We start from the raw sequence: 24,764 nt of genomic DNA, 5'->3' as shown, positions 1-24,764 counted from the left end.
TGATTTCTAGTTAAAAACATATATTTCCTAACGGTACTGCCCTCTTTGCCCCCGTAACAGAAGGAACGTTCGAGGGACGACCCATTAGTGTCTCATGACCTAAAATGGCAAAAGCGACAGCTTCCTTCGCGTCATCCGGCATACCGAATTGCTGTGTCGTGGTGACCGTTATTCCTGCTGGCAATTGGCTTTGGAGCATGCGAAGAAGAGTTTGGTTATGGGCACCTCCACCGGAGACGATTACTTCCTCCACTTTGGTGGTTGGCAGTACAAATTGTACGTATGCGTTTGCAATCGAAGTCGCAGTCAATGCAGTTACGGTAGCCAGCAGATCTGCGTGGCTCAAGCCTAGCTGTGTTGTTGCTTGCAGCAGCTCCTGTGCGAATGCTTTGCCGTATACTTCCCTGCCTGTACTTTTTGGCGGCTGAATCCGGTAATACGGATCTTGCAGCAGACGGTCCAGCAGCTTCTGTGACACGCTGCCGCTCGCCGCTAGCTCACCGCCCTCATCGTAGCGCAAGCGCCCCTCGGTCATGACCTGGACGATCTGATCCATGATCATGTTGCCGGGTCCTGTATCAAAGGCAACCACCTTTTCAATACCCACGCCTGCCGGCAGAACAGTTACATTGGCGATCCCGCCAATATTTTGCAAGAGCCTGCCTTTTTGTGGATGGCGGAACAATATGTAATCCGCGTACGGTACGAGCGGCGCTCCCTCTCCATCCGCTGCCAGATCGCGTGCCCGAAAATTCCCTATAACCGGGATTCCTGTTCGTTCTGCCAGGGTGGACAGCTCGCCGATTTGCAGCGACGCCCTGACCTCGGTCATGCCGGTAGGCCCAGGAAATGGCGTACGTCCTGCGATATGCCAAATGGTTTGTCCGTGCATACAGACGGCGTCCACATCTGCAGCCGTTACACCCGCCTTGTTCATGACTTGCTGTACCGCGTGGGCATACCATTCGGACAGGCCGTAATGGACCGCTGTGAGCCGATCCAACCTGGCAGTCTCGACGCTGCACAGATTCATTACCCATTCACGCAAGTCGTCTGAGTACGGCATATAGAAAAACTCGCGGAGACGAACGTCTTCAATCTCCCCTTGTGCATCTGTGCGAATCGCCACCAGCGCGGCGTCAATTCCGTCCAAGGATGTTCCTGACATGAGACCGATAAGCAGATGCTCTCTTTTTGTACGATAATCCAATAATTTTGCAGGTTGATCCAAGTCATCGCCCCCCATTTGGGATTCGAGAATAGTAAAAATATTCATTGTGTTTCCGTTTTCATTATATGTAATAAAATTACGTCAGTCAACTCAATAATAGTAAACTTTATTTCTTTTTCGACAAATAAATCAGGGAGAGCATGCTTTCATCGAGCGGTAGTGGAGAGGAGGAAAAAGGAGAAAAAACTCCAGATTCTTGGAACACTTCCTGCGGGTCATCCCTGTCCGGCTCCAGGGAAAAAGCGAAACCGCGTCCAAAGTTGCCGACTCATGGTGTTTCTCAGAGGTGGACGCTAAAGGCGTGTTTCTCTTTTTCCCTTGCGCCTTGGTAGGTGTTCCAAAGATCTTCGTTTTTTCTCCTTTTTCCTCTGCCAGCTTTGGTTGTTTATCGTTCAAGAATGTTGGAGGGAAGGACAAAACAAGGAAGATGAGATGGAATTCATTTCCTCTAAACATCAAGCAAATAAAAAAACCTCTAACACAATGATGCTTGCAAACTTTCTTAGACGTTAAGAAAAACGCGGGAAGTTGTGAAGTGCACCCGCGTCTTTTGGGTAGGTGGTCGGTGAGGCTGTGTTGGAGAAGAGGAAAAGGGAGAAAACGCTCCAGCTTCCCCAGTCCCCTGCTGAGGGGTCATCCCTGCACAGTTCCATGAAAAAAGGGAAACCGCGTCCAAAGCAGCCGATCCATGACGCTTCTCAGAGGTGGACGCTTAAGACCGTGTTTCCCTTTTTTCATTACACCTCGGCTGGGCCCCAAAGAGCTTCGCTTTTTTCTCCCTTTTCCTCGACCAGCTTTAACTCCTCCCCCGTCTTCCTTATTGTTTACCAAAGAACCGTTAGGGCCCACCCTAACGGTTCTTTGTGCTGTAGCGGATATCCGAAAGCTTGTATCATAACCGTGCAAACCCTTGTAATACTCAGGGTACATTGGACTTCCGCACAACTCGCAGCCGAATTGTGGTGGCACTGTAGGATCTCCATCGTCCATTGAATCAAAGCTCCGAACAACATCCAAAGGGATTTCCTCGGTTTCATCACATGAACAAGTCGTACAAAAGCGTCCCTTACAACGAAACGGAACTCTTCTACTTCCTTTAAGACTGAGGAACGAATTCGTTTACCATACTTCTTAACGAATGGATCCCCGTTCTTGTTTTCATCAAAGAAAATGAACGTAAGAATGTTCGTCTCCATGTCCTCATTTTACCAGCAAATAAAGGGGATGACTCCCCTCAGATTTTATACTTTCCGATATTATAAAAAAGGACGCATAGCGCGTCCTTTTTTCATTCTTCATTAGAAGTCGAAGTTATCCGGGTCTGGGCCCACCCGCAGATTTTCGTTCAAGGCATCGATGTGCTGCATATCTTCGGCTGTCAGCTCGAAGTCAAATACATCGGCATTTTCCTTGATCCGCTGTTCTTTGGTTGACTTCGGAATAGTCACCACTCCATGCTGCAGGTCCCAGCGCAAAATTACCTGGGCAATCGTTTTACCGTGGCGATCAGCGATTTCTTTTAAAACAGGATTATCCAGCAGTTGGCCCTGCATCAGCGGGGACCATGCTTCTACTTGAATCCCCTCTTCCTGGCAAAAAGCACGAAGCTCTTTTTGGGTCAGACGAGGATGGAATTCCACCTGATTGATCAACGGCTTGATTTTCGCATCCTGCATCAGGTCTTGCAAATGATGAATCTGGAAGTTGCTTACGCCGATTGCTTTTACTTTCCCTTCCTTATATAACTGCTCCAGAGCGCGCCACGCGTCTTTGTATTTGCCAGCCACCGGCCAGTGAATCAAATACAGGTCCAGGTAATCCAGGCCGAGCTTTTGCAGACTCAGCTCAAACGCTGCCAATGTGGACTCGTACCCGAGATCAGCATTCCATACTTTTGACGTAACAAACAGGTCTTCTCTGTTGATCCCTGTCTCTTTTAAACCTTGGGCAATCCCTTGGCCCACGCCCTCTTCGTTTCCGTAGATAGCAGCGGTGTCAATGCTTCTATAGCCGTGTCTGATCGCTGTCTGGACGGCACGTACCAGCTCAGGTCCTTCTTCTACTTTAAATACGCCAAGACCAAGCCAAGGCATTTTTACTCCGTTAGTCAATGTGGTTGTCGCTTGCAAATGTGTTGTCATGTTACTTGTACCTCCTGTTTTTTTGTGTACGCTTGTTTCGAACTCTTTCCCTCCAGCACGAGGCTCCACCCTGTCAGGATAACCGCTCCCGTCACCATTAATCCCCCAATCCAAGTCGTATGGATCAGACCGATAGAATCTGTGATGATTCCACCCAAATACGCACCGATTGCGATGCCAGCGTTAAATGCGGCAATGTTGATGGCAGACGCCACATCTTTGGCACTAGGTACGTAGCGTTCGGCCAGAATCACGACGTATACCTGCAACCCCGGTACATTCATGAACGCCATGAGACCCATGAACAAGATTGTGATCAGGCCCGCGATCGAAAATGGTGCCGTAAAGAATAAGACAAACAGGACGAGAGCATGAACGATAAACATACGGAACAATGCAGACAGTGGATTTTTATTCGCGACCTTCCCGCCGATCACGTTGCCAATCGCAATCGTGATTCCGTAAGCAAGCAGGATGGCAGCGATTTGGCCACCGGAAAAGCCAGTGATATTCTCAAGCAAAGGGGACAAATACGTAAAGACGACGAATGTCCCGCCATACCCCAAGGCCGTAATCAGAAACATCAACAGCAGACGGCCATTTGTGACCAGCTTCAGTTGATCCCGAATTGTGGTGCGTACTCCTTTTTGCAGATGAGCTGGAATGAGTATGCTGTTTGCAACAAGTGCGATGAAACCGATGACTGCGATCGCTACGAAAGCAAACCGCCAGCCAACTTGCTGCCCCAAGTACGTTCCGAGCGGCACCCCTGTGACAGTTGCTACCGTAAGCCCAGTAAACATCAGGGAAATAGCGCTGGCCCGGCGGTTTTCAGGCACCAGATCCGCTGCAATGGTTGACCCGATCGACATGAATATCCCGTGCGAGAGGGCTGACACAATTCGTCCGATGAGCAGGACAGTGATACTTGCCGAAGCAGCAGCGATACTATTGCCCACGATGAAAATGATCATGATCCATAGCAGCAGCCGTTTTCGTGGAACCCTGGATGTAACAGCCGTGAGTACAGGGGCGCCAAATGTAACTCCCAAAGCGTATAAAGTAACGGTCAACGCAGCAATCGTGACCGGGATCTGCAAATCTTGGGCGATTAGCGGCAGTAGACCCACGCTGATAAACTCTGTCGTTCCGATGGCGAAAGCACTGACTGCCAATGCGAGCAAGGCCAGTGTGCTTCGTTTTTTCTCTTTCACGAGGTATCTCCTCCCCCTTAATCCAAATTTGTATATGGTGATTACCAGCTGGCAAATGCTATTATGGATGCTATAAACATAAATGAAAAGTACACACTTTTTAGTGCTATAGATACAAAAAAGTAATATAGGTACTTTTTAGTTCCTATAGAAAGCGAGTGAGAACCATGCAAAAAAAGAAATACAACATCTCAGTAGAAGCTACCTTGGAAGTAATCGGCGGCAAGTGGAAATGCGTCATTCTCTGTCATCTCACGTACGGGCAAAAACGAACAAGCGAATTAAAGCGCCTGATGCCAGGCATTACGCAAAAAATGCTGACCCAGCAGCTTCGAGAATTAGAAGATGACGGCATCATCAACCGGATTGTGTATGAGCAGGTCCCGCCCAAAGTGATTTATGAGCTGAGCGAGTATGGCTGGAGTCTGAAAGGAATTTTGGATACGCTGTGCGCATGGGGAGAAAAGCACATCATCCGCATCTACGGAGATACCGCAGATATGCTGGAAGATAGCATTTTGAATCAGAAGACTACGAATCCGATAAATAAGTAGTAGACTAATCGCAAATAAAAAGGCAGCGGCAGCTTCGGACACTTTTTCCAGCCTACTTAATTGATTTTGAAATTCAATTAAGAGGGGTACATCCCTGCCAGGGCTATGCTTTGCGATATGCTCCTTTTTTTGTTGAACCATTCAATCAAGGCTTGTCTCAACTGATCTGCCTTCTCCCCAGACTCTACCCCATTAAGTGTAACTTCTACTCTCTCACTACAACTTTTTATAAGAAAATACTTCATTTTAATAGGGATAAAATAATACGAATTGTCTTCTATTAATGAGCGCCCACCACTCCTTGCGAGTGGTCTTTGACGTTATTAATCATCAAGAATAAATTACGAAATGTTTCTTTGAATGAATTCAAAATAATACGACAATTACCTTGAACTTCATTTTGCCCTATGCTATGGTAAGAGTAGTTAATTTTTAGTGAATACGGTTCCTAAATAGTGAACAAAAAAGGGGATATCATCTATGACTGAGGAAAAACATCTACTATCAACCGCCCCCCAAGGTATACAATCGTTGGAGCTTGCCTTCTCTATCCTCGGATGCATAAAGGATGCAGACGGAACCATGTCTGTGACGGAACTCTCGAAACGAATGGGCATGTCCAAAAGCAAGCTACACAAATACCTGGTGAGCTTCGTCAAGGTGGGGGGCTTGATTCAAAACAAAACTGATCATACATATTCTCTTGGACCTCGCCTCATTGATCTGGGCCTGTTTACGCTTTCCCGATTTGACTTAGTCAAAATAGCATCACCCTATCTGTTGGAGCTGCGCAGACAACTGGATGTAACCGTTGCTCTTGTTATCTGGACAGACTCGGGACCGATCCTTGCCGCTCTTGAGCGGAGCACGAAGCCCGTTCATGTAGATCTCCAGTTTGGTGTAAGGGTGCCTATGCTCTTGAGTGCAACCGGTAAATGCTACGCCGCTTTTCTCGAAACCGATTATGTGAAAGCCGTCATAGAGCAGGAAATGAAGCAGTACCGCCTGGATCCGTCGGCTGTTGCAAAAGAATTGGAGCAGATCAGGGTGGAACGCCTATCCGTTCGAAGTATACCCACTGAAGGGATCCCTGGCAGCATGGCTGTGGCCGCACCGATTTTCAACTATACAGGCCAACTGGTGGCAACAGTATGCGCTGTCTGTTTTGTTGGTGAATTGAATTTTACCGACAAAGATTCACCTGAGATCAAGGCTATCAGTACCACTGCCGAGCGTATTACAGCCCAGTTATCATAAGCTTTTATCTCACGAACGGAGGAAAGTTACGAAAGGGGGGATGTCCATTGAGTGTATGCTAGACTGTTAACACTCTTCGTTTACAAAACGGAGAGGACTGTATATTATTTCCAATTATTTACTAGGAGGAGATCGTTCATGAGTGAACAAACGACGGAAATCATCAGCTATATGGAGTTTATCAAAAGAGCACGAAAGCCGATGGTTCGCCCCGGCATCTGGAAATGGAAGGATATTTTGCCGCGATTGATGGAATCAAAGGACAGTGGACATTCGTTAACAAAAGGCCGCGGAGAGGTTTCTCTCATCCACAAAGACACAGGTGAATTGTGTGGAGTATCCCCGACGATGAACGTCGCCATTCAGGTCCTCAAACCTGGCTTCCACAACGAACCGCACCGGCATACGAACGTTGCCCTCTTTATTGTCTTTGAAGGCCAAGGTTACAGCATGGTAGGTGGAGAGAAAATAGAGTGGGAAAAAGGAGATTTGGTTGTCGCACCAGCATGGGCAACACATGAGCATTGCAACACATCAGAGACGGAAGACGCCATTTTGATTACGATTCAGGACGTTCCGCTCGTGACCCACATGGGTGTGATGTTTTTGGAGGAACCGATCGGAGACCAACCTCGACATATTGTCAAAAAATAAAAAGAGACCCGAAACAAATACAGAATCGGGCCGTTGCAAAATAATGTTCATCAATAGTGTACTCCAAGCGAATAAAAGCTACAAGTCTAAGTTTTACGGGCAGAGGGATAACCGGACCCTTCTGCTCGTTCCTCTGCTTTGCTTATATATATCAGACTATTGCGAATCGTTTGTATTCCAAGATGATAAGGGGGTTCACCTGTGAATCAAAACGAGTTGCCTTCACTTTCTGCAAATCAGCTGGATTCGCCTGCGACACAAATAAAAAACCGGCGAGCCACTTTTCTCACTCTACTTGTCGTCTCCCTGTGCTGGCTCTCAATCCTCGCTGAAGGATATGACTTGACTGTTTATGGAGCGGTTTTACATGAATTACTGCGTGATCCGGAGTGGGCTCTGACGCCTGTGATGGCTGGGGCAATCGGCAGTTATGTCTTAGTCGGAATGCTGATCGGCAATGTGATCGTCGGTTCATTGACAGACTTGATAGGCCGGAAAAATACCCTGATTGCTAGTGTGACACTTTTTTCCGTATCGATGGGTTTGGCAGCGATGGCTCCCTCACCAGAGATGTTTGGCCTTTTTCGCTTCATCGGCGGTCTCGGGATTGGAGGTGTCGTACCGACTGCGACCGCTCTGACACTCGAATACTCTCCGCCTGAGCGCCGTTCGCTCTTGAATGCCATCATGTTTACCGGATATCCGCTCGGGGGTGTCGTGGGTGCCTTACTTGCCTTGCATTTCCTTCCCGAATATGGCTGGCGGATGATGTTTTGGATCGGTGTTCTGCCCCTTTTGCTCATTCCTGTGATGGTCAAATGGCTGCCTGAGTCGATTATTTTTCTGCATTCGCGTAAACGCTTTCAGGAAGCGGAACAGGTGGCAAAACGCTTTGGCTTTTCCGTCGCATCCTTCACTTCATTTGAAGAAAAGCAGGAAGGTCCACTGGAGAGCAAATGGCATTCCATCCGGCAGTTGTTTCACAAAAGCAACATAAGGGCTACCTTACTGTTTTGGAGTGCGATGTTCATGGGACTCTTGATGATTTACGGCCTGAATACGTGGCTCCCCAAATTGATGCAAAAAGCTGGTTACCCTCTGGGATCCAGTTTAACGTTTCTACTCACACTCAATTTGGCAGCAGCGTTTGGAGTACTGATAATTGGAGCAGCATCCGACCATTGGGGTTCCAAGCGTGTGATAACGGGATCGTTCTTGCTAGGGGGAATCTCCATTTCGTTACTTAGCGTAAAGTCCTCCTTGCCAGTTGTCTACACTCTCGTGGCGCTAGCGGGTTTTGGTGCTATCTCTTCTTCCCTGATACTTGCACCGTACATCACCAAGTACTTTCCTCCGGATACTCGGGCAACCGCACTGGGCTTTGCTCTCGGCTTTGCTCGTCTCGGAGCTGTAATCGGTCCGATTATGGGTGGTTTACTACTCGCCTGGCAAGTGTCGCAAAGTTGGAATTTTTACTTTTTTGCAGTACCTGGCATTTTTGCAGCTCTTGCTATCGCTTTAATCCCGAAGAACCAGAGTCGTCAAATCTGACCACATATCCATCACCGTGTTGCAGTCCGCAAGCGGCCAGATACGTTTTTTTAAGGTCATCCATCCCATTGGTTGACTGGTTCCCATCTGAAAGGGGGGTAGGTGGGAACATTATAAATGGTCACTTCGATCCTACTTTTAAGCCGATCCCCTGGTATGAAAGGGCACCGGCTTATTTTTTCTTTATAGGCGCTTAGCCTCGATGGTTACGCAAAGAGACTGATGAGGTTTCCATCCGGGTCTTTTACAATCGCGTAGCGTTGTCCCCAAACAGCATCCCAAGGCTCACGGTGGCTTGCATAGCCGTGCTGGATAAGCTTGGCATACCGTTCATTGAGCGCATCGGCATCGTCGCATAAAAAAGCGAGCTCGACCCGGTGACCAGTCGCTTCTTCCCAGCCGCCATATACACTTTTGGCGATTTCAACTGTATCAAACGCTAAGCGAACACCGTCCTGGGCCACTTCAACATGATGTTCTGCATTTGCACCATCCGGAATGACCAAGCCGAGCAGACGATAAAAATCCAGCGATTTTTTCATGTCGGAGACGACGATTCCTACCATATCCAGCTTTATTCCCATATAACTCACTCCTGTTCCATTCAAGGTTTCATTACGCAAGTATTTCTTGCTGCAAACGCTTCGGCAGCTTTTGCAAAACTAACGTATAAGAATGCTCAATGAGCTTTTCCCAAAGCTCCTGAGGGATATCTGCGTCAAAATAAAGCGAATTCCAATGTGATTTATTCATGTGATATCCAGGAACGATTCCCTCGTATATTTCTCGTAATTCTTCTGCACGGGCTGGATCACATTTTACGGTGAGAATCGGGACTCCTTTGCTATCCTCACCGAGCAGCGCAAACATTTTTCCACCTACATGGTAACGGTCCGCTTCCCAATCCATTTGATAATCATGTGTCGCTCCGGTTTGTTTCCGACAAAGTGCATCTACTGTTGTTTTGTCCAAACGAACTCACCCCTTTCCTCGGCGATGGCTGACGCAGCCTTTCAAGCTTCAAATGGATCATACATGGAATGTATCACCTTTCCTTATTGCTGGATTGTAAAAAACGGACAGGTTTGGTTGCGGTCACTTCGCTTTCCTCGCAGGAAAAATCAGACTCGGTGCCACTCCATAAAGGGTTTGGAAGCTTTTGATTACGTGCGATTGATCATAATAACCGTACTGAAGAGCCAGATCCATAAAAGAGACATGCGTCCCTCTGGTTAATTCCTGAAGCAGACTTTGGAATTGAATGATGCGAATCAATTCTTTCGGGCTTACCCCCAGCTCATTTTGAAACGTTCTGCGCAGATTTCTTTCGCTGTAGTTCACCTTTTCTGCCAATGAACTTATGCTCATATTGCCGCGATACTCATACATATATCGTATACTCGTCACAAGTAAACGATCTGATCGGGATTGACTCGCAGACAACCGTTGTTTCAACACGTCTTCCATCATCGCGATCTTGTCTGCGATTTCCGTTGCCTCCATCAAGTATTCCACGATCCAGCTCGCTTCCATTCCCCATAATTCCTCAAGAAATAGTCGTTCTCCTGTAACCCCCGAAACCGGATAACGCAAAAAATGATGGGCTGTTTCTGAAAAAAAGCGTATCCCCAATAAAGATTGGTGTCCCGTCACCGGCATGATTTGAAATGACCTCATCAGTCCGGAAACAAAAGCACCTTTTGAAAAGCTAGGCGCTCTCAGATCAAAAATAATATCGACACAGCCATCTGGAATGACCCGATTCCAGTGATTGGTGCCCACTTCCCAAGAGTCTACTGTCCAATAACAAGCAATGTAGTTTTGCAAGCTTTTGCAGGGTAAGTATTCCCGATACCGATAATGGACGGGCATGGGCTCGTATTGCAAGGCAGGTGGTTGCACAGGACGATACAGTCGCATCTTGTTGTCCGTCCTCCTTTTGTGGAAAATACCCATTCTTTTCGTCTACTATATAGCCCCTATAGATCATATTTTTCGTAGATTGCCGGACTCCTGCTCACTCTTTGCCCGTTTGCCGTATATCATGGGTAAGAATGGATTTTTCTTGAGGCGAGGTGCATGAATTGATCTCCTCTTCAAAATGGAGCCTTCATCAGTTTTTTTCGAAGAGTTCGTACATCCGGCCGTTTTTACCCCCCACTTCCCTATATCAGCCAGCCCAACTTGGACCTTATCTAGCGAAATACCCTACTGTCTATATCAAGCCCACCCGTACACACATGGGCAAAGGAATCCTGCGCGTCTGGAAAACAGAGACTGGCTATCAGTTCGTGAAGGAACGCGGGGAACCCATTCATGCTGATTCGTTGGAGGATTTGAAGCAAAAGATCACCAAGCAGTGTGGAGAAAAGAATTACATCATTCAAAAAGGGCTCGACCTCGCACAAATCAACGGCAGTTCCTTTGACATCCGTGTGATGATGATGCGAAACGGGCAGGGAAGATGGCAATATGCCGGAATGCTAGCAAAAGTAGCTGGATCTGACAGCATTATTACCAATGTGGCTCGCGGAGGTGGCTATGCCGTGACTATTCCGCACGCTCTTTTAAAATCAGGAGCCGTAGATGCCGCCAAAATAAAAGATGTTACTTCTCAGTTGATTCAAATTAGTCATCGCGTCTGCGCTCATTTCAAAAAGTATAGGCACACCTCACAGATCGGCGTTGATTTTGCCATAGATAAACAAGGGAATATTTCCATCATCGAAGTGAATTACGATTTTCCTTCCCACGCCTTGTTTGCCAAGCTAAAGGACAAAACGTATTTTCGCACCATCAAGCGCCTTCATTTCCAATACCGCAACCGGGTTAAACGAAAAAGGAGCGCAAAGGGCAAGAGCAGGAGTTGATCAACCGAGCCAAAAAAAGGATAGAGTCGTCAGAAGTGGCATCTGATTCCCTATCCTTTTCTTTATTTGCAGTATTTAATTACCTCAGGGGCGCAATGGCTAGTCCCTTGCCCTTTGCTACTTGTCACCCGTTCCAAACCTTTTTGCATTTCTCGCGCGGGCACGCTCAATTTCCGTCTCGCGATTACGCGGGTCGGCATTGGTTACCAGCGACTCCAGCAGTTTTTGGGCCACTGCACTCACTTCTTGAACGGCTAGGTTAAATGCCGCTTCGTTCGCTTTGGAGGGCGATTGGAAGCCCGAGAGCTTTCTCACGAATTGAAGTGCAGCCGCCTGAATCTCGTCTTCGGTTGCGGGAGGATCAAAATTGAATAAGGTTTTGATATTTCGGCACATAGCTTGCTCCCCCTCTTTTTCCTATTCCTGCGCCAACGCTTTGCTGTTTGTCTCCAGCATAGAGGTGCAATGCGGGCAGCGAGTTGCCTTGATCGGGATGGACGTAATGCAGTGCGGGCACTCTTTGGTATTCTCAGGAGCCTTGACCACTTCTTGCTTGCGCTTGAAACGGTTCAACTGCTTGATCACGATGAAAATCGAAAACGCAATGATGACAAAGTCAATCACGCTGTTGATAAAAAGACCGTAGTTCAGAGTAGCTGCAGAGTTTGCTTTTGCTTCACCAATCGTATTGTAATGGGTCCCGCTCAGATTAATAAACAGACTAGAAAAATCCACTTTCCCAAGTAGCAGCCCAATCAGCGGGGTAATAATGTCATTAACCAACGATGACACAATCTTACCAAAAGCCGCACCGATGACAACACCGACAGCCAGATCCATTACATTTCCTTTTAACGCAAACTCTTTAAATTCCTTTAACATAATCGATACCTCCTCTTATTCCATTACATATTGCAAAAAATGACTGACAAAGCGCGCATGATCGACTTCCAGACAAACGTCTATATTCGGAGCTTTCGCTGGATTCGCACGTCGATCTCCAATCGTTCTGGCATCACTCGCTCCCCCGGAGGTATCGACCTCCACATGCATGGGAACGGTACTGACAAACGTCGGATCAATCACGACACCTACTGCCAACGGATCATGGAGCCCACACCCGCGAACATTCCCCACCTGGGCATACGCGTCCATGTAAACTTCGCACATATCCGCGAAAAAATGACTGACCTTCGTATCACGCGCTCTCCATTGCTGCAAATGCTCGCGTGTGAGCAGCGTCTGCATCGTCACATCCAGCCCGACCAGCGTGAGGGGGATGCCGGATTGGAAAACGTACGAAGCCGCCTCTGGATCTGCGCAAATATTGGCCTCCGCTACTGGCGTGCGATTGCCTGGTACGGTCACGGCTCCGCCCATCACGACAACTCTCTCGACCAAAGACACGATTTCTGGCGCTGCCATGATAGCCAAGGCCAAATTGGTCATGCTGCCTACTGTAACGAGTGTGATCTCATGCGGATTCTCTTTGATGGTAGAAATCAAGAACTGTACAGCATTCTGTGGCTGCATCTTGGTGATTGGAGGGGGCAGGATGACATTGCCCAATCCGTTTTCGCCATGAAACAGTCTTGCTTTCGCTGTCAAATTCCGGACAAGCGGCTTGGAAGCTCCCATATGGACCGGAATAGCGGAAGCCCCGATTAGCTCTAGCACCTGCAGTGTATTGCGTGTCGCTTCCTCTGCACTGATGTTCCCAAAAGTCGTTGTGATACCACATACCGAAAGCGCTGGGCAATGAACGGCATAGGAAATGGCCATAGCGTCGTCAATTCCTGTATCCACATCTATGATGATTTTTTTCATCGCCTAATGTTCCCCTCCTTTTCCAACGCCACTCGCAACCATTCACCGGGCGCATCCGAATTGATATCCATATTCACGCAAACCTCGGTCTCGGTACCCACACTCGGTTTGGCACGCAGATCAGCGAGCACGGCTCCGCGAGATAAGACACTGGCACATTCGATAGTGAGCTTCATCTGCTGTGTATGCATGCGTGCAGGATGTAGGGCTGCGACCATGGCGCCCCAAGCATGCAAGCGCAAATCAGTTACGTCCTGCAGTCCATCGCCTTCCTTGGCACGACTTGCCATACCGTTCTCTCTCGCTACGGACAAGAGGGTCTCCCACTTGCTTTCTGTCATCGTCAATGGATGGGTCACGTCTATTGGCACCAGCACCACCGGCAAGCCTGCTGCCAGTACGAATGCTGCTGCCTCCGGATCAGCGTATATATTGGCCTCGGCAACCGCTGTCACATCACCAGGTACACGGATGGCTCCGCCCTGCACAATGACACGCTTCAGCTTCTTTGCAAGCAATGGCTCACATGCTGCCGCTCTAGCAAGTGTAGTCAAACGTCCCAGTGTGATCAGTGTCAATTCCCCATCTGCTTTATTCGCTTCATCTACGAGCAGGCGCACACCTGCGTTCATTTTTTCAGCTCTAGCGGAAGAATCTGTACCTGTCGCAAACAAAGGTCGATCATCACCTGCTACCACGGGAATGTCGCATCCTGGTTTTGCCCAGTCAATCACCTTTTGGGCGAGTGTCGTCCCCCGTTCTGCCACTGTGTCACTGCAGATGACACCGACTACCTGAACATTCGGCTCTTGCAGGGCATACAACAAGGCTACGGCGTGATCAACACCCCCGCAAAAATCAATCAACACGCGCTGTTTTTGATCCAATACCATCACCTCTACTTTCTCCCTTGTTTTTCTACTAATGAGTGCTGTTCTAATGCTATCCAAATAGGTCCCAACCGTCAATTGACTATGGACCTGTTCCTTTTCACTGATTTACTCTTGCGTACTGATAGCAACTATTTTACACTTAATCGTGAAATCGACAAGATCCTTCAAAATACCGAAAAATCTACTAAATTCAAGCGGAAGTCTCGTTATAATAAAGATAGCAAAGGAGGAAGGGAATGCTTTGTCAGACTCGGCACTCTGCTGAACCTATTTCGCTAGCAACGGATCAGCTCCTATTCGTTCTGGCTCTACATAAGAGGAAGCCTTACCTGCCCATCTGGGGGGAGTTGTTCCACGCCTTGCGGGAAATCGCCAAGCTAGGTCAGCAATTTCAGGAAAATATACTGATCTATCGAATGCAATCAACAGGCACTCTCTGGTATCGTTATCGGGAAAATCAGTTTCTCGCTGACCTGCCGAATCCCTCCATTACAATCTCGCTCACCCAGGAGCAACTGATTGATGCACTCATTACAGGCAGCTTTGCACCAGACGCCAATCATTGAATAGCCGCTTTTGTAATGACGGTCTACATGCCGTTATACAAAAGCGGCATTATTTATTTACGTTCGTTCACCTTCCATTGAAGCAAAGGACGTGACTCAATAACAAAAAACCCCAAGCTGAGGACGCCTGGGAGAAGGTAGTCTAAAATGATCCATGTGAATTGCTGTCTGTTCCATTCTAAAAAAAAGAGGCGGCCCTCCTGCACAGTTTGGGTGCCGCCATCCCGAACTTCCCCAAGTTCGTTCATACAGGAATTGTACTATGAATCTCTTCTATCGAAAAGTGTCAGGTTTTGTTTTATAGCGAAAAAATGGGAATTTGTATAAAGAATTTGAAAAAAAACCGCTATCCCTGACTCACACTAGCGAATCAGGGTGCTCTCTACTTGCTGTCATTGCCTACCACATCTGCTGCTCTCGGACCAAAAATGATATACAAATAGACATATTGACTGACACTCACTTTTGGAAAAACAAACGCAATGCTTGTCTTTCCTTCCATTTGCTTAACAAAATACCGCAATTTACTCGCTTTGATTTTTTTGATGATGCGTGTCGCTTCTCGCCACGGAACAGAAAACTGGACGTTTTTTTCCATTTGGATATACACCTCACCCGGCTAGTATGCCCGGATTGGAAAAATATAACACGCCGCTTTTTATTCGTAACGGAGAGCATCAATCGGCTTCAACTGCGCTGCCTTTCTGGCTGGATATACGCCAAAAATGACACCTACCAAAGAAGAAGTCAAAAACGCGTACAAGATAGGCGACAAGCTGATGGAGGTAGACATTCCTCCGAATTTGCTAAAGAACAAAGCAGCACCGACTCCGATCAGAATACCCACTATCCCACCAATCAGACTCAGCGTGACCGCCTCAATCAAAAACTGCCGAAGGATATCTCCTCTTTTTGCCCCAATCGCCTTGCGGATCCCGATTTCACGCGTACGTTCGGTAACGGAAACCAGCATGATGTTCATGACCCCGATCCCTCCAACGATCAGCGAGATTGCAGCAATCCCTGACAGCAGAGCCGTCATCGAGCCGGAAACTTCCTGTGCGGTACTCAGGATGTCTGATTGGGAAGTGATCCGAAAGTCATCCGCTGCTTGCGGTCTCAGGTTGTGCTGAGATCGAAGCGTAGTCTGGATATCCAGCTTGGCCGCTTCCATCCCGTCCGAAGATGCCGCGGAAACGTAAATCGTGCCAACGTTTTTCCCTCCGGTCAATCGGCTCATCGCGGTCGTAATCGGGATGAGTATCCGGTCGTCATTGTTCGTCATCCCGGAGCTTCCCTGACTTTTCAGCACACCAATGATCGTAAAGGGAATGCGGTTGATTTGGACGGTTTGACCTATCGGATTCGTACTGGTTTTGGCAAACAGGTTGCTCACCACTTCTGTCCCCACTACCGCCACATTGAACTGCTGCTTCACCTCAAAGTTCGTAAAAAACCGCCCGTCCTGTACCTCTACATTCCGTACCTCTGGAAAAGCTGCTGTCGTTCCTTCCAGCGAGCTGGAATAGTTCTGGCTTCCCCAGACGATCTGCGCTCTGCTGTTCACACTCGGTGCAACGTTTGCCACTGATTCCTTTTGTCCAATCGCTTCTGCGTCAGCGAGCGTCAAGCTGTTCAAAGAACCTGCTCCCAGATTGACTCGACCTTGTGTGGCCTGTCCGGGAGCTACGATCAAGAGGTTGCTCCCGAGCCCATTGATCTGGGAAGCAACGCTCGACGAAGTCCCTTCCCCGATGGCAACCATGGCGATTACCGCCGCGACCCCGATAATAATCCCCAACATGGTGAGAATCGAGCGCAGCCCATTTGCTTTGATGCTTCGAAACGAGATGCGGATACATTCAAGAAAGCTCATTGTCTCACTTCCTCTGCCAACACTCTTCTGCGCTTCTCCACCCGTTCATTCGTGATGATTTGCCCATCGCGAAAACGGACGATCCGTTTGGCGTACTCAGCGATATCCGGTTCATGGGTAACTAAAATGACGGTTTTCCCCGCATCGTTTAACTGCTGAAAGATGCCCATGATCTCTTCACTTGTCTTGGTATCAAGCGCTCCGGTGGGCTCATCCGCAAGCAGAATGACTGGATCATTGACCAGTGCCCGCGCAATGGAGACACGCTGCTGCTGCCCACCGGATAGCTCATTGGGCTTGTTGTTCAACCGCTCTCCCAAGCCGACACTGACCAGTGCCTCAATTGCCCGCTTCCGCCGTTCCTTCGCTTGGAATCCCCCGTACAAGAGAGGCAACTCCACATTTTCCACTGCAGTGGTACGAGGGAGCAAGTTGAAATTTTGAAAGACAAAACCGATTTTTTGATTGCGAATGATGGCCAGCTCGTCATCATGTGCCTCAGAGACAGGAAATCCATCGAGATAAAACTCACCTGAAGTAGGCTTATCCAGGCAGCCGATCACATTCATCATGGACGACTTGCCCGAACCCGATGGACCCATGATCGCTACGAAGTCACCTTCTTCAATCGTCAGGCTCACCCCGCGCAAAGCCTGGATTTCCTGGTCCCCGATCTGATACTGCTTTTTCAAGGACTCGATTTGAATGACTGGTTTCATCTCATCATCGTCCCCTAATCTGGACGGCACCGCCTCCACCAGGGAAGCCGCCGCCTCCTAATCCGCCCATGCCCGGCATGCCACCCATGCGACCGGAATTTTGGCTAGAACCAGATGTTGCCGTATTGGTCAGGATAACGACGCGATCACCTTCTTTTAATCCTTCCATGATTTCGACCTTATCGGAAGCGAAGTAACCGATCTTGACCGGCTGAAAACGGTATGGCCTGTTTGCTTCGCTATGTGTCAAATAGACGCCATCTTCTCCATTTCGGGTCTGCAGGGCTTGTGCGGAAACCAGCAGCACATTTTGATGCGTGCCAATCTCAATCGTCACGTTCATATTCATCCCGATTTTCAGCATGCCTTCCTTATTGGTTACCGAAAGCAGCACATCATAAGTCGTGACACCAGAGTTTGTTTTTGCCTCTGGGTAAACGAGCTTTACTTTCCCGCTGAATTTCTGATCCGTATAAGAGCTGGTTGTGAAAAAAACATTCAAGCCCTCTTTCACTTTGCCGATATCGCTCTGACTGATCTCTGCCAATACTTCCAAATCACCGGAATTGGAGTTGTCCATGATAATGAAGTCAGAGGCCGGAATTTCGCCTACATTTCCATTGAGCTGAACAATCACGCCATCCATGGGGGCTATTAGGGTCACTGCTTTCAGAGCCTTTTGGGCCTGCTGGAGCTGAGTCTTTGCTTGTTCCACCGCTGCTTTGGCAGTTAAAACGGTCGCCGAATCAGGACCTTCGTGTGCTTCATTCAAAGCCTCTATCGCTGTTTGATAAGCGGCCTGGGCCTGCTCCACCTTGGACTGAGATTGGCCTTTGGTTTGGCTAGCTGAAAGCACTGCCGTATTGTGATCTCGCTGCGCCTGGTCCAGGGAGGTCTGTGCGCTGTCATACTCCGTTTTGGAGATCGCGCCTGCTTCAAAAAGAGCCTTTTGGGACGCAAAGGTTTTCTCTGCATTTGCCAGGCTTGCTTTTGCCTTCGCTTCTTCGTTCGCTGCTTTTTGTACGTCAATGCTCTCTTTTGCCATGTCGAGCTCGGCTTTGGCCTGGTTCACATTCGCTTGCAAGGTGCTGATTTCCGCAGCAGACTTTCGTTTTTGGGCATCCTCCAGCTTGGCTTGGGCAGATAGGAGATTGGCCTTCGCATTCGTCACCTGAATTTTGGCAACCGAGTCGTCCATCGTTGCCAATACCTGTCCGGTCTTTACCTGATCGCCTATTTTTACCTGGATGGCCGAAACAGCGTCTTTTGCCTCTTCTGCGTCGGAAAATGACAATGATGTTCGCTTTGATGCCTGGACAGTACCAGATGCCAGCACCGTTTCTGAAATGTCGCCCCGCTTCACTGCTTCCATCTGAAAAGCCGCCTGTGCCTTTTGCGGCGTCGTGAAGGTCTTGTATCCAAATACGCCGCCTCCGCCAATCAGCACGATGGCAAGGCATGCCAGGACGATTCGTTTCTTGCTGCTTCTCGTTTTGAAAAGCAACGCTTTCTTCTTATCGGTTTCAGCCACCAAAAGACCCTCCTACCCTATGCGTTTTTTACTTGCCCGCAACTGATGGGATCAATATACGCAACGAATACGTCAGGGAAAAGTCAGATTGTCCCGTCTTTGGCAGAAGAAAACGACCTTGCCAGATGGCAAAGCCGCTTTCAAAGAAGGAGCTAGTTATTTTCGCAGAATCAGGGTAAACGTGCTCCCCTCTGTCGAGGTTTTCGTAAGCAGCAGGTTTCCGCCCAAAGACTGCGCGATCATCCTGCTAAAAGACAAACCCAGACCCAGACCTCGTACGATTTGTTTCTTTTCCTCTCCTCGATAGAAACGATCAAAAATAAAAGACTGCTCTTCCTCGGGGATGCCCTTTCCGTTATCCGTCACTTCAATCAGGATTTCTTGCGGCGTCTCTGACAAGGACACCTCTATCCGTCCCTCTCCCGGGATCGCTTGTGCCGCATTGTTTAACAGATTGTACAGAATTTGTTGGATCCGCATCGGGTCAGTCACTGTCGTAATCTCATGGATTGGCTTTTCGACTCGAAGCTCCAGTCTTTCCTCTTCCTGACCGATCCGCCACTGATGTGTAATCTCCTGTACGAGATCGCCCATGTTTTGACTCTCTCGTCGAGTCCGAATGTCACCAACTGCAAATGTATTGAAGTCGAGCAAATCCTCCACCATTTTTTGCAGACGCGTCGTCTCTTTCGTACAGATCTCCAGAAACTCCTTGGCTTCCTCACCGGTAACAATATCATCCTTTACGGCTTGGACGAGTCCGCTGATTGAGGTGACCGGTGTTTTGAGCTCATGAGTCACGCCTGCCAGTAGCTCTGTACGCATCAATTCAAGCTGCCGCAGTCGGTCTGCCATCTCCTTAAAGGAATGGATCAGCTCATATATTTCGTCTTCCCGGCTGTTTTTTTCCAAATGAATCTCGTAATTCCCCATGACGATTTGCTTGGCCGCGTCCGCTACGTCCTTGATCGGTTGCGCTAATTTTTTCGTCAGCAAATAAATGACCAGCCATCCGAGCAGACCCAGACTCCCCAGCATGATAAACAACAGCTGAAATTCTGTGGTGCTTCTCGTGATATCCTTTTGATGCGTAAACAAGATGACCCAGCCTACGTGTTGCTGATTGGCTTGAATACTCTTTTTCACAAAAAGCAGCTCGTCTCCGCGCTCCAGCTTGACTTGTGTCGCATTGTCATTTGAATCCACTATCTGGACTGCCACGCGGGCAAGCTCCACGGGTACGGGTCCTGGCGCAATGACTTTGGGGCGCTTCTGCGCATCTAGTATGAGCAAAAATGGCTTGTAATTTAAACGAAGGGATTCTTGACGACGGTCCAAAATTCGAAACAGGAACGGATCCATTTTGAGCTTTCCCTGCGATTCAACAATCCGGTCGGAAATTTCTCCTGCCATGAGCCTCATGATATCCAGCCGCTTTTGTGTCTCGCTGTATGTAATCCAAAAGCTGGAGACTACCCCAATCACCAGCAAACCGATACAAAGGGTAATTAAATAGCGGGTCGTCCAGTACCGAAAGAGAGAAATCCGTTTTTTCTTACTCATATACACACAACTTGTAGCCCAGGCCACGGTAGGTGCGAATTTCCCCTTCGGAATCGGGCCAGTTCTCCAGTGATCTGCGAATACGCTTGATTGCCAGGTCTACAGCACGGTCACTTCCTTCGTAATCCATGCCCCACACCTGCTCGATTAATTGCTCGCGGGTAAAAGTCTGGTTTTTATACTGGGCGAGAAACAGAAATAGCGAGAGGTCCTTGGGGGTAAAGGCTAGCTCAATCCCATGCAGTGTGACCGTGTATGCCTTGAAATCGACCTTCAGGCTGCCGAACTGCTTGACCCGGTCTCCTTCGAGTATTTGTGTAGAACGTCGCAGCACCGCCTGGACACGCGCTACTACTTCATCCGCGATAAAAGGCTTGGTTATGTAATCGTCTGCTCCCTCGTTGAGACCAGTCAGTTTATTATCAATTTGCCCGAGTGCGGTAAGCATGATCACTGGGCACGAGCTTTTTGTACGTATGTATTTTAAAATACTCCAGCCGCTCCGACCAGGCAGCATTACGTCTAAAAGGACAAGAGCAGGGTTGAGCATATCAAACTTGCGCTGGGCCTCATCGCCGGTAAATGCCTGTTCGACTTGAAACTGGTTTTTTTCCAGATACGCTTTTAATACCCGGGAGATAGACAACTCGTCTTCCACAATCAGGATGTTTTTCATTCCCTGTTCTCTCCTCTCTGACCGGACAGACTCTCCCCTTCAGAGTAGCGCAGAATTATGTCAAGCAGAAGTCTGGATTGACCTTGTCTTACCCGGTAAAATGGAGAGGATGACGTTGTTGAGATCAGGAGGTTTTTTTATATGAAGCGCTTGACCCAAGAAGAAAAAAACGGTCTGTACAAAGCCATAAGCAACCGCAGAGATATACGGACGTTCCGAAGCGACCCTGTGCCTCCCGAAAAACTGACGATGATCCTCGCGGCAGCTCACCATGCCCCATCCGTAGGGTTTATGCAGCCCTGGAATTTTATTATCGTACAAGACGAAGCACTCAAGCAAAAGCTCGCTGACTGTGCCGATAAAGAACGCCGTGCGCTCGCTATTCATTACGAAGGAACTGGCCGGGAATCAAACTTTCTCGATTTGAAAATTCAAGGAATCAAGGAAGCTCCTGTCACGATTTGCGTCACCTGTGATCCTACCCGCGGAGGAGACCATGTGTTGGGGCGCAACTCCATCCCGGAAACCGATATCATGTCCGTCAGTTGTGCCATTCAAAACATGTGGTTGGCTGCTTACGCAGAAGATTTGGCAATGGGCTGGGTTAGTTTTTACAAAAAATCGGATGTACGCAGAATTCTGGATATTCCACCGCACATTGACCCTATCGCGCTTTTGTCGATCGGTTATACCGACCACTACCCAGATCGGCCACTTCTGGAGCTGCATAAATGGGCAGAGCGGCAAGACTTGCAGCGATTGATCTATCGCGAACAATGGGGAAATAATCCGCCAGCGAATGGGTAGAAGCAGACAGACAAAAAAGGGCTGCTCCCTAAGAGGAGCAACCCAGAAGAAAAGGAGGGGTAATACGCGAAGACACGGTACCCTTCCAGACGTTGTTTATACATGGCAGGTTTCAAAATATAGCCTTCTTACGTACATCGACCTAGCAAAATGGGAATGTTCACCCAGAAAGGAGTTTGATGATTGACGCAACCCTAGCCATAAATTGGGTCTATGTGCGGGGGCGGGTACGGTTCGTTGGCATCGCTTGCAGCGGATCATCTGGCCAATCATGCTTGGGATAACGCCCTTTCAAATCCTTTTTCACCTCAAAGTACGCATTTTGCCAAAAACTGGACAAGTCTCGCGTCACTTGTACCGGACGTTGGGCAGGTGAAAGTAAGTGCAGCGTCAGTGGCACCCGTCCCCTGCCTATCCGCGGTGTATCCCGCAAGCCAAATAACTCCTGCAAGCGGACTGCGAGAATCGGGGCGTCGGGATTCGTGTAGTCGATGGAAATACGTGAACCGCTCGGAACAGTGATATGTGTCGGTGCACATTCATCCAGTTCTCGCCGCTGATCCCAGCTAAGCATTGCTTCGAAGATCGTGGGCAGCGACAGATGTGCCAGATCGTCTCGTTTTCGGCATCCGTACACGTGCGGACCCAACCATTCCTCGAGGGAGGCGAGCAGCTTTTCATCCTCCACATCCGGCCACCCTGCATCGAGCTTGTGCATGAACAAAAGGCGTTCCCGGAATTGCCTTGCATGACGGTTCCAGGGCAGGATGTCCAGTCCTTCTTGGGCAATCCCGCCGAGCAGGGCAGCACGTACTTCGCAAGCGTCGGCACCCTCGGCCGAAGCCTCCCGAATAATCAGTGCTCCCAAGCGTTTCCGGACCCTCGTACGAACCGATTGAGAAGACCTCTCCCACCAAACATTCGTCTCCTCCTCGATCTGTCCCGCCAAATCCCGTTCCAAATCCGTTTCGGCAAGCCTTGCTGCCAGTGTGATGCGACTGTCGGCTCCCTGATCATCCAGCATGGCAGCTACCACGTATTTTTCATAGGCTAGGGGCTGTTCTACCGCAAAGGCAGCTCCTCGTCCATTCCGGAGCAAATACCGTCCGTCACCTCTGCGCAGGGCGATCCGGTCAGGGTAGGCAAAAGCGAGCAGCCTTCCAGTTGCCTCCAAATCATCACGTTCATGGGCAGCATCGCCACTCTTTTTTGGACTTTTGCTCCAGAGACGTTTCAGGTGAGCAGCTTCATCCCAAATTCGTCGGCAAGCGCCCTCATCCAGGTGCTGCTCGTCATAGCCTTGCCTTCCCTCCCCCTTTTTTTGAACAGCCATTCGTAATAATTCCACCCGTGTCCGCAAATCAGCATCCTGCGAGGCATGCCTTCCCCGCAAAATATCTCGTTCTGCAATCAGTACAGCCAGTTCGCACGCTAAGGGAACCAGCCCCAGTTTGTCTGACTCCCAAATCATATGTCCCAATCTGGGATGCAGCCCCATCTGGGCCAACGCTCTGCCGTGTTGTGTAATCCGCTTGTGATGGTCCATGGCTCCTAGCTGGATCAAGAGATCGTAGGCCTGAGTTAGTGCCGCTTTTGGCGGAGCATCCAGCCAGGACAGCTCGTCTGTGTCCGTTACACCCCACGCAGCCAGCTCCAGTGCCAGGGGTGCAAGATCAGCCTCCTTGATTTCCGGTGCCTGATGGGCAACGAGCATCCTCTCCTCTTGCTCGGTCCACATCCGGTAACAGACTCCTGGCTCCAATCGCCCTGCTCTTCCACGTCTCTGATCGGCTGAAGCCCTCGATACTTTCGTCGTCTCCAATCTCGTCATTCCCGTCCGCGGAGAAAATCGGGGAACGCGGATGAAGCCGCTGTCAACAACGACGCGAACACCCTCTACCGTCAAGCTGGTTTCGGCGATCGAGGTCGCGAGCACGATTTTTCTCTCCCCCGAATCGCCTCGCCTGATTGCCCTCTCTTGTGCCTCTTGCGATAGTGCCCCATAGAGCGGCGCAATGCGTACTCCTGCACCTAGGCAAGCGTCTCTGAGCAGAGCTTCTACCCTGCGAATCTCGCCTGCGCCCGGTAAAAATACGAGTATGTCTCCTCTTTCTGTCGACAACGCCTGATGAATGACCCGCACGACTTCTGGCTCCATTCTCCCTTCCATTGGCCTCTCAAGAAATCGCGTCTCCACGGGAAAACTCCGCCCCTCACTGACAATAACAGGAGCATCGCCGAGCATCGCCGCCACTGGTTCTGCATCGAGCGTTGCAGACATGACGAGTATGCGCAAATCCTCGCAAAACAGGCTGCGCGCCTGCAAACTAAGCGCAAGCCCCAGATCAGCGTGGAGATTCCGCTCGTGAAATTCATCGAAAATGATGAGTCCCACACCCTCTAATGCAGGATCCGCCTGCAGCATTCGCGTAAGCACACCCTCTGTAATGACTTCAATCCGAGTATGCGGCCCAACCTTTGTGTCCATTTTGACTCGATAACCCACCGACTCGCCTACTTTTTCCCCCAGCAAAGAAGCCATGTACCCTGCCAAAGCCCGTGCAGCCAAACGGCGTGGTGTCAGCATTAAGATACGTCGGCCTTCCAGCCACGGCTCATCTACTAGAGCTAATGGTACTCTCGTTGTTTTCCCCGCTCCGGGAGATGCAATTAACACAGCGCTGTTCTTTGTTCGTAGTACGTCAATTACTTCAGGCATTACCCGATCTATTGGCAACTGCTTCATTCTTTCACCTCATGCATGCATTTCCTCATTTGTTCATCATACACAAAATCACAGGAAACCTGTTGCCTTTCTTTCCTTTCAACTGGCA

At 49.1% G+C, this 24,764-nt stretch carries 24 protein-coding genes and 1 pseudogene; 7 read left to right on the top strand and 18 right to left on the bottom strand.

Features of this window, described 5'->3' with window-relative positions; translation table 11 throughout:
- Positions 1-10: 10 nt before the first annotated feature.
- The 4 genes and pseudogenes from ACIFQN_RS01825 to ACIFQN_RS01810 form a co-directional block, all read right to left on the bottom strand.
- Positions 11-1,231 carry an anhydro-N-acetylmuramic acid kinase gene (locus ACIFQN_RS01825; RefSeq protein ID WP_429831300.1) on the bottom strand — a complete coding sequence of 407 codons (1,221 nt, stop codon included), beginning with the start codon at positions 1,229-1,231 and terminating at the stop codon, positions 11-13.
- 1,023 nt (positions 1,232-2,254) lie between these two features.
- Positions 2,255-2,427, bottom strand: a pseudogene (locus ACIFQN_RS01820) (IS91 family transposase); the annotation flags it as partial.
- Positions 2,428-2,529: 102 nt separating this feature from the next.
- A complete protein-coding gene (locus tag ACIFQN_RS01815; protein ID WP_429831299.1) occupies positions 2,530-3,372 on the bottom strand; it encodes an aldo/keto reductase in 843 nt (280 codons plus the stop codon).
- Positions 3,369-4,670 carry an MFS transporter gene (locus tag ACIFQN_RS01810; RefSeq protein ID WP_429831414.1) on the bottom strand — a complete coding sequence of 434 codons (1,302 nt, stop codon included), beginning with the start codon at positions 4,668-4,670 and terminating at the stop codon, positions 3,369-3,371. Before ACIFQN_RS01810 ends, ACIFQN_RS01815 begins: the two co-directional genes overlap by 4 nt.
- Positions 4,671-4,753: 83 nt before the next feature.
- Between ACIFQN_RS01810 and ACIFQN_RS01805 the strand changes: the two genes are divergently transcribed.
- From ACIFQN_RS01805 to ACIFQN_RS01790, 4 genes are all read left to right on the top strand, one after another.
- Positions 4,754-5,140, top strand: a complete 387-nt coding sequence (locus ACIFQN_RS01805) for a winged helix-turn-helix transcriptional regulator (protein WP_429831298.1) — start codon at positions 4,754-4,756, stop codon at positions 5,138-5,140.
- 480 nt (positions 5,141-5,620) lie between these two features.
- Positions 5,621-6,397, top strand: a complete 777-nt coding sequence (locus ACIFQN_RS01800; RefSeq protein ID WP_429831297.1) for an IclR family transcriptional regulator — start codon at positions 5,621-5,623, stop codon at positions 6,395-6,397.
- A 138-nt stretch (positions 6,398-6,535) separates the two neighbouring features.
- The gene (locus ACIFQN_RS01795) at positions 6,536-7,051 is read left to right on the top strand and encodes a cupin domain-containing protein (RefSeq protein WP_429831296.1); all 516 of its coding nucleotides are present in this window, start codon (positions 6,536-6,538) and stop codon (positions 7,049-7,051) included.
- A gap of 240 nt (positions 7,052-7,291) precedes the next feature.
- Entirely contained in the window at positions 7,292-8,602 is a 1,311-nt protein-coding gene (locus ACIFQN_RS01790) for an MFS transporter (RefSeq protein WP_429831413.1), read from the top strand.
- A gap of 206 nt (positions 8,603-8,808) precedes the next feature.
- Here ACIFQN_RS01790 and ACIFQN_RS01785 read toward each other — a convergent pair whose 3' ends face one another.
- The 3 genes from ACIFQN_RS01785 to ACIFQN_RS01775 form a co-directional block, all read right to left on the bottom strand.
- A complete protein-coding gene (locus ACIFQN_RS01785) occupies positions 8,809-9,186 on the bottom strand; it encodes a VOC family protein (protein ID WP_429831295.1) in 378 nt (125 codons plus the stop codon).
- A 31-nt stretch (positions 9,187-9,217) separates the two neighbouring features.
- Positions 9,218-9,574 carry an MmcQ/YjbR family DNA-binding protein gene (locus ACIFQN_RS01780; protein ID WP_429831294.1) on the bottom strand — a complete coding sequence of 119 codons (357 nt, stop codon included), beginning with the start codon at positions 9,572-9,574 and terminating at the stop codon, positions 9,218-9,220.
- A 123-nt stretch (positions 9,575-9,697) separates the two neighbouring features.
- Positions 9,698-10,522, bottom strand: a complete 825-nt coding sequence (locus ACIFQN_RS01775; protein ID WP_429831293.1) for a DUF6597 domain-containing transcriptional factor — start codon at positions 10,520-10,522, stop codon at positions 9,698-9,700.
- Between the two features lie 164 nt (positions 10,523-10,686).
- Here ACIFQN_RS01775 and ACIFQN_RS01770 point away from each other — a divergent pair, with 164 nt between their 5' ends.
- Positions 10,687-11,472 carry a YheC/YheD family protein gene (locus ACIFQN_RS01770; protein WP_429831292.1) on the top strand — a complete coding sequence of 262 codons (786 nt, stop codon included), beginning with the start codon at positions 10,687-10,689 and terminating at the stop codon, positions 11,470-11,472.
- Positions 11,473-11,589: 117 nt separating this feature from the next.
- Here the strand turns inward: ACIFQN_RS01770 and ACIFQN_RS01765 are convergent, their stop codons facing one another.
- The 4 genes from ACIFQN_RS01765 to ACIFQN_RS01750 are packed head-to-tail and all read right to left on the bottom strand — an operon-like array spanning position 11,590 to position 14,192.
- Positions 11,590-11,868: a DUF2277 domain-containing protein gene (locus ACIFQN_RS01765; RefSeq protein ID WP_429831291.1), complete on the bottom strand. Its 279-nt coding sequence runs from the start codon at positions 11,866-11,868 to the stop codon at positions 11,590-11,592.
- 21 nt (positions 11,869-11,889) lie between these two features.
- Positions 11,890-12,354: a large-conductance mechanosensitive channel protein MscL gene (gene mscL, locus ACIFQN_RS01760; protein ID WP_429831290.1), complete on the bottom strand. Its 465-nt coding sequence runs from the start codon at positions 12,352-12,354 to the stop codon at positions 11,890-11,892.
- Between the two features lie 15 nt (positions 12,355-12,369).
- On the bottom strand, positions 12,370-13,299 hold the full coding sequence (locus ACIFQN_RS01755; RefSeq protein WP_429831289.1) for a nucleoside hydrolase: 930 nt from the start codon (positions 13,297-13,299) through the stop codon (positions 12,370-12,372).
- A complete protein-coding gene (locus tag ACIFQN_RS01750) occupies positions 13,296-14,192 on the bottom strand; it encodes a nucleoside hydrolase (RefSeq protein WP_429831412.1) in 897 nt (298 codons plus the stop codon). The genes ACIFQN_RS01755 and ACIFQN_RS01750 overlap by 4 nt, the downstream gene beginning before the upstream one ends.
- Before the next feature lie 236 nt (positions 14,193-14,428).
- Between ACIFQN_RS01750 and ACIFQN_RS01745 the strand changes: the two genes are divergently transcribed.
- A complete protein-coding gene (locus tag ACIFQN_RS01745; protein ID WP_429831288.1) occupies positions 14,429-14,758 on the top strand; it encodes a hypothetical protein in 330 nt (109 codons plus the stop codon).
- 382 nt (positions 14,759-15,140) lie between these two features.
- Here the strand turns inward: ACIFQN_RS01745 and ACIFQN_RS01740 are convergent, their stop codons facing one another.
- The 6 genes from ACIFQN_RS01740 to ACIFQN_RS01715 all read right to left on the bottom strand — a co-directional run bounded on the left by ACIFQN_RS01740 (position 15,141) and on the right by ACIFQN_RS01715 (position 21,123).
- Positions 15,141-15,356 carry a hypothetical protein gene (locus tag ACIFQN_RS01740; RefSeq protein WP_429831287.1) on the bottom strand — a complete coding sequence of 72 codons (216 nt, stop codon included), beginning with the start codon at positions 15,354-15,356 and terminating at the stop codon, positions 15,141-15,143.
- A gap of 60 nt (positions 15,357-15,416) precedes the next feature.
- Positions 15,417-16,634 (bottom strand): ABC transporter permease, encoded by a 1,218-nt coding sequence (locus tag ACIFQN_RS01735; RefSeq protein ID WP_429831286.1) that lies wholly within the window; start codon positions 16,632-16,634, stop codon positions 15,417-15,419.
- Positions 16,631-17,353, bottom strand: coding sequence for an ABC transporter ATP-binding protein (locus tag ACIFQN_RS01730; RefSeq protein WP_429831285.1), 723 nt, complete (start codon positions 17,351-17,353; stop codon positions 16,631-16,633). The genes ACIFQN_RS01735 and ACIFQN_RS01730 overlap by 4 nt, the downstream gene beginning before the upstream one ends.
- 4 nt (positions 17,354-17,357) lie before the next feature.
- Positions 17,358-18,884 carry an efflux RND transporter periplasmic adaptor subunit gene (locus ACIFQN_RS01725; protein ID WP_429831284.1) on the bottom strand — a complete coding sequence of 509 codons (1,527 nt, stop codon included), beginning with the start codon at positions 18,882-18,884 and terminating at the stop codon, positions 17,358-17,360.
- A 156-nt stretch (positions 18,885-19,040) separates the two neighbouring features.
- On the bottom strand, positions 19,041-20,447 hold the full coding sequence (locus tag ACIFQN_RS01720) for an ATP-binding protein (RefSeq protein ID WP_429831283.1): 1,407 nt from the start codon (positions 20,445-20,447) through the stop codon (positions 19,041-19,043).
- Positions 20,440-21,123, bottom strand: a complete 684-nt coding sequence (locus ACIFQN_RS01715) for a response regulator transcription factor (RefSeq protein WP_429831282.1) — start codon at positions 21,121-21,123, stop codon at positions 20,440-20,442. The genes ACIFQN_RS01720 and ACIFQN_RS01715 overlap by 8 nt, the downstream gene beginning before the upstream one ends.
- Positions 21,124-21,264: 141 nt before the next feature.
- On the opposite strand from ACIFQN_RS01715, the gene bluB reads away from it, so the two are divergent.
- Positions 21,265-21,930, top strand: a complete 666-nt coding sequence (gene bluB / locus ACIFQN_RS01710) for a 5,6-dimethylbenzimidazole synthase (protein ID WP_429831281.1) — start codon at positions 21,265-21,267, stop codon at positions 21,928-21,930.
- A gap of 211 nt (positions 21,931-22,141) precedes the next feature.
- On the opposite strand, the gene hrpB is transcribed toward bluB, so the two are convergent.
- Entirely contained in the window at positions 22,142-24,676 is a 2,535-nt protein-coding gene (gene hrpB, locus ACIFQN_RS01705) for an ATP-dependent helicase HrpB (protein ID WP_429831280.1), read from the bottom strand.
- Between the last annotated feature and the right edge of the window lie 88 nt (positions 24,677-24,764).

The organism is Brevibacillus sp. NRS-1366, assembly GCF_050467985.1.
Note: the sequence above shows the minus strand (reverse complement) of the source record. Positions and strands in the feature narration are given on the sequence as shown.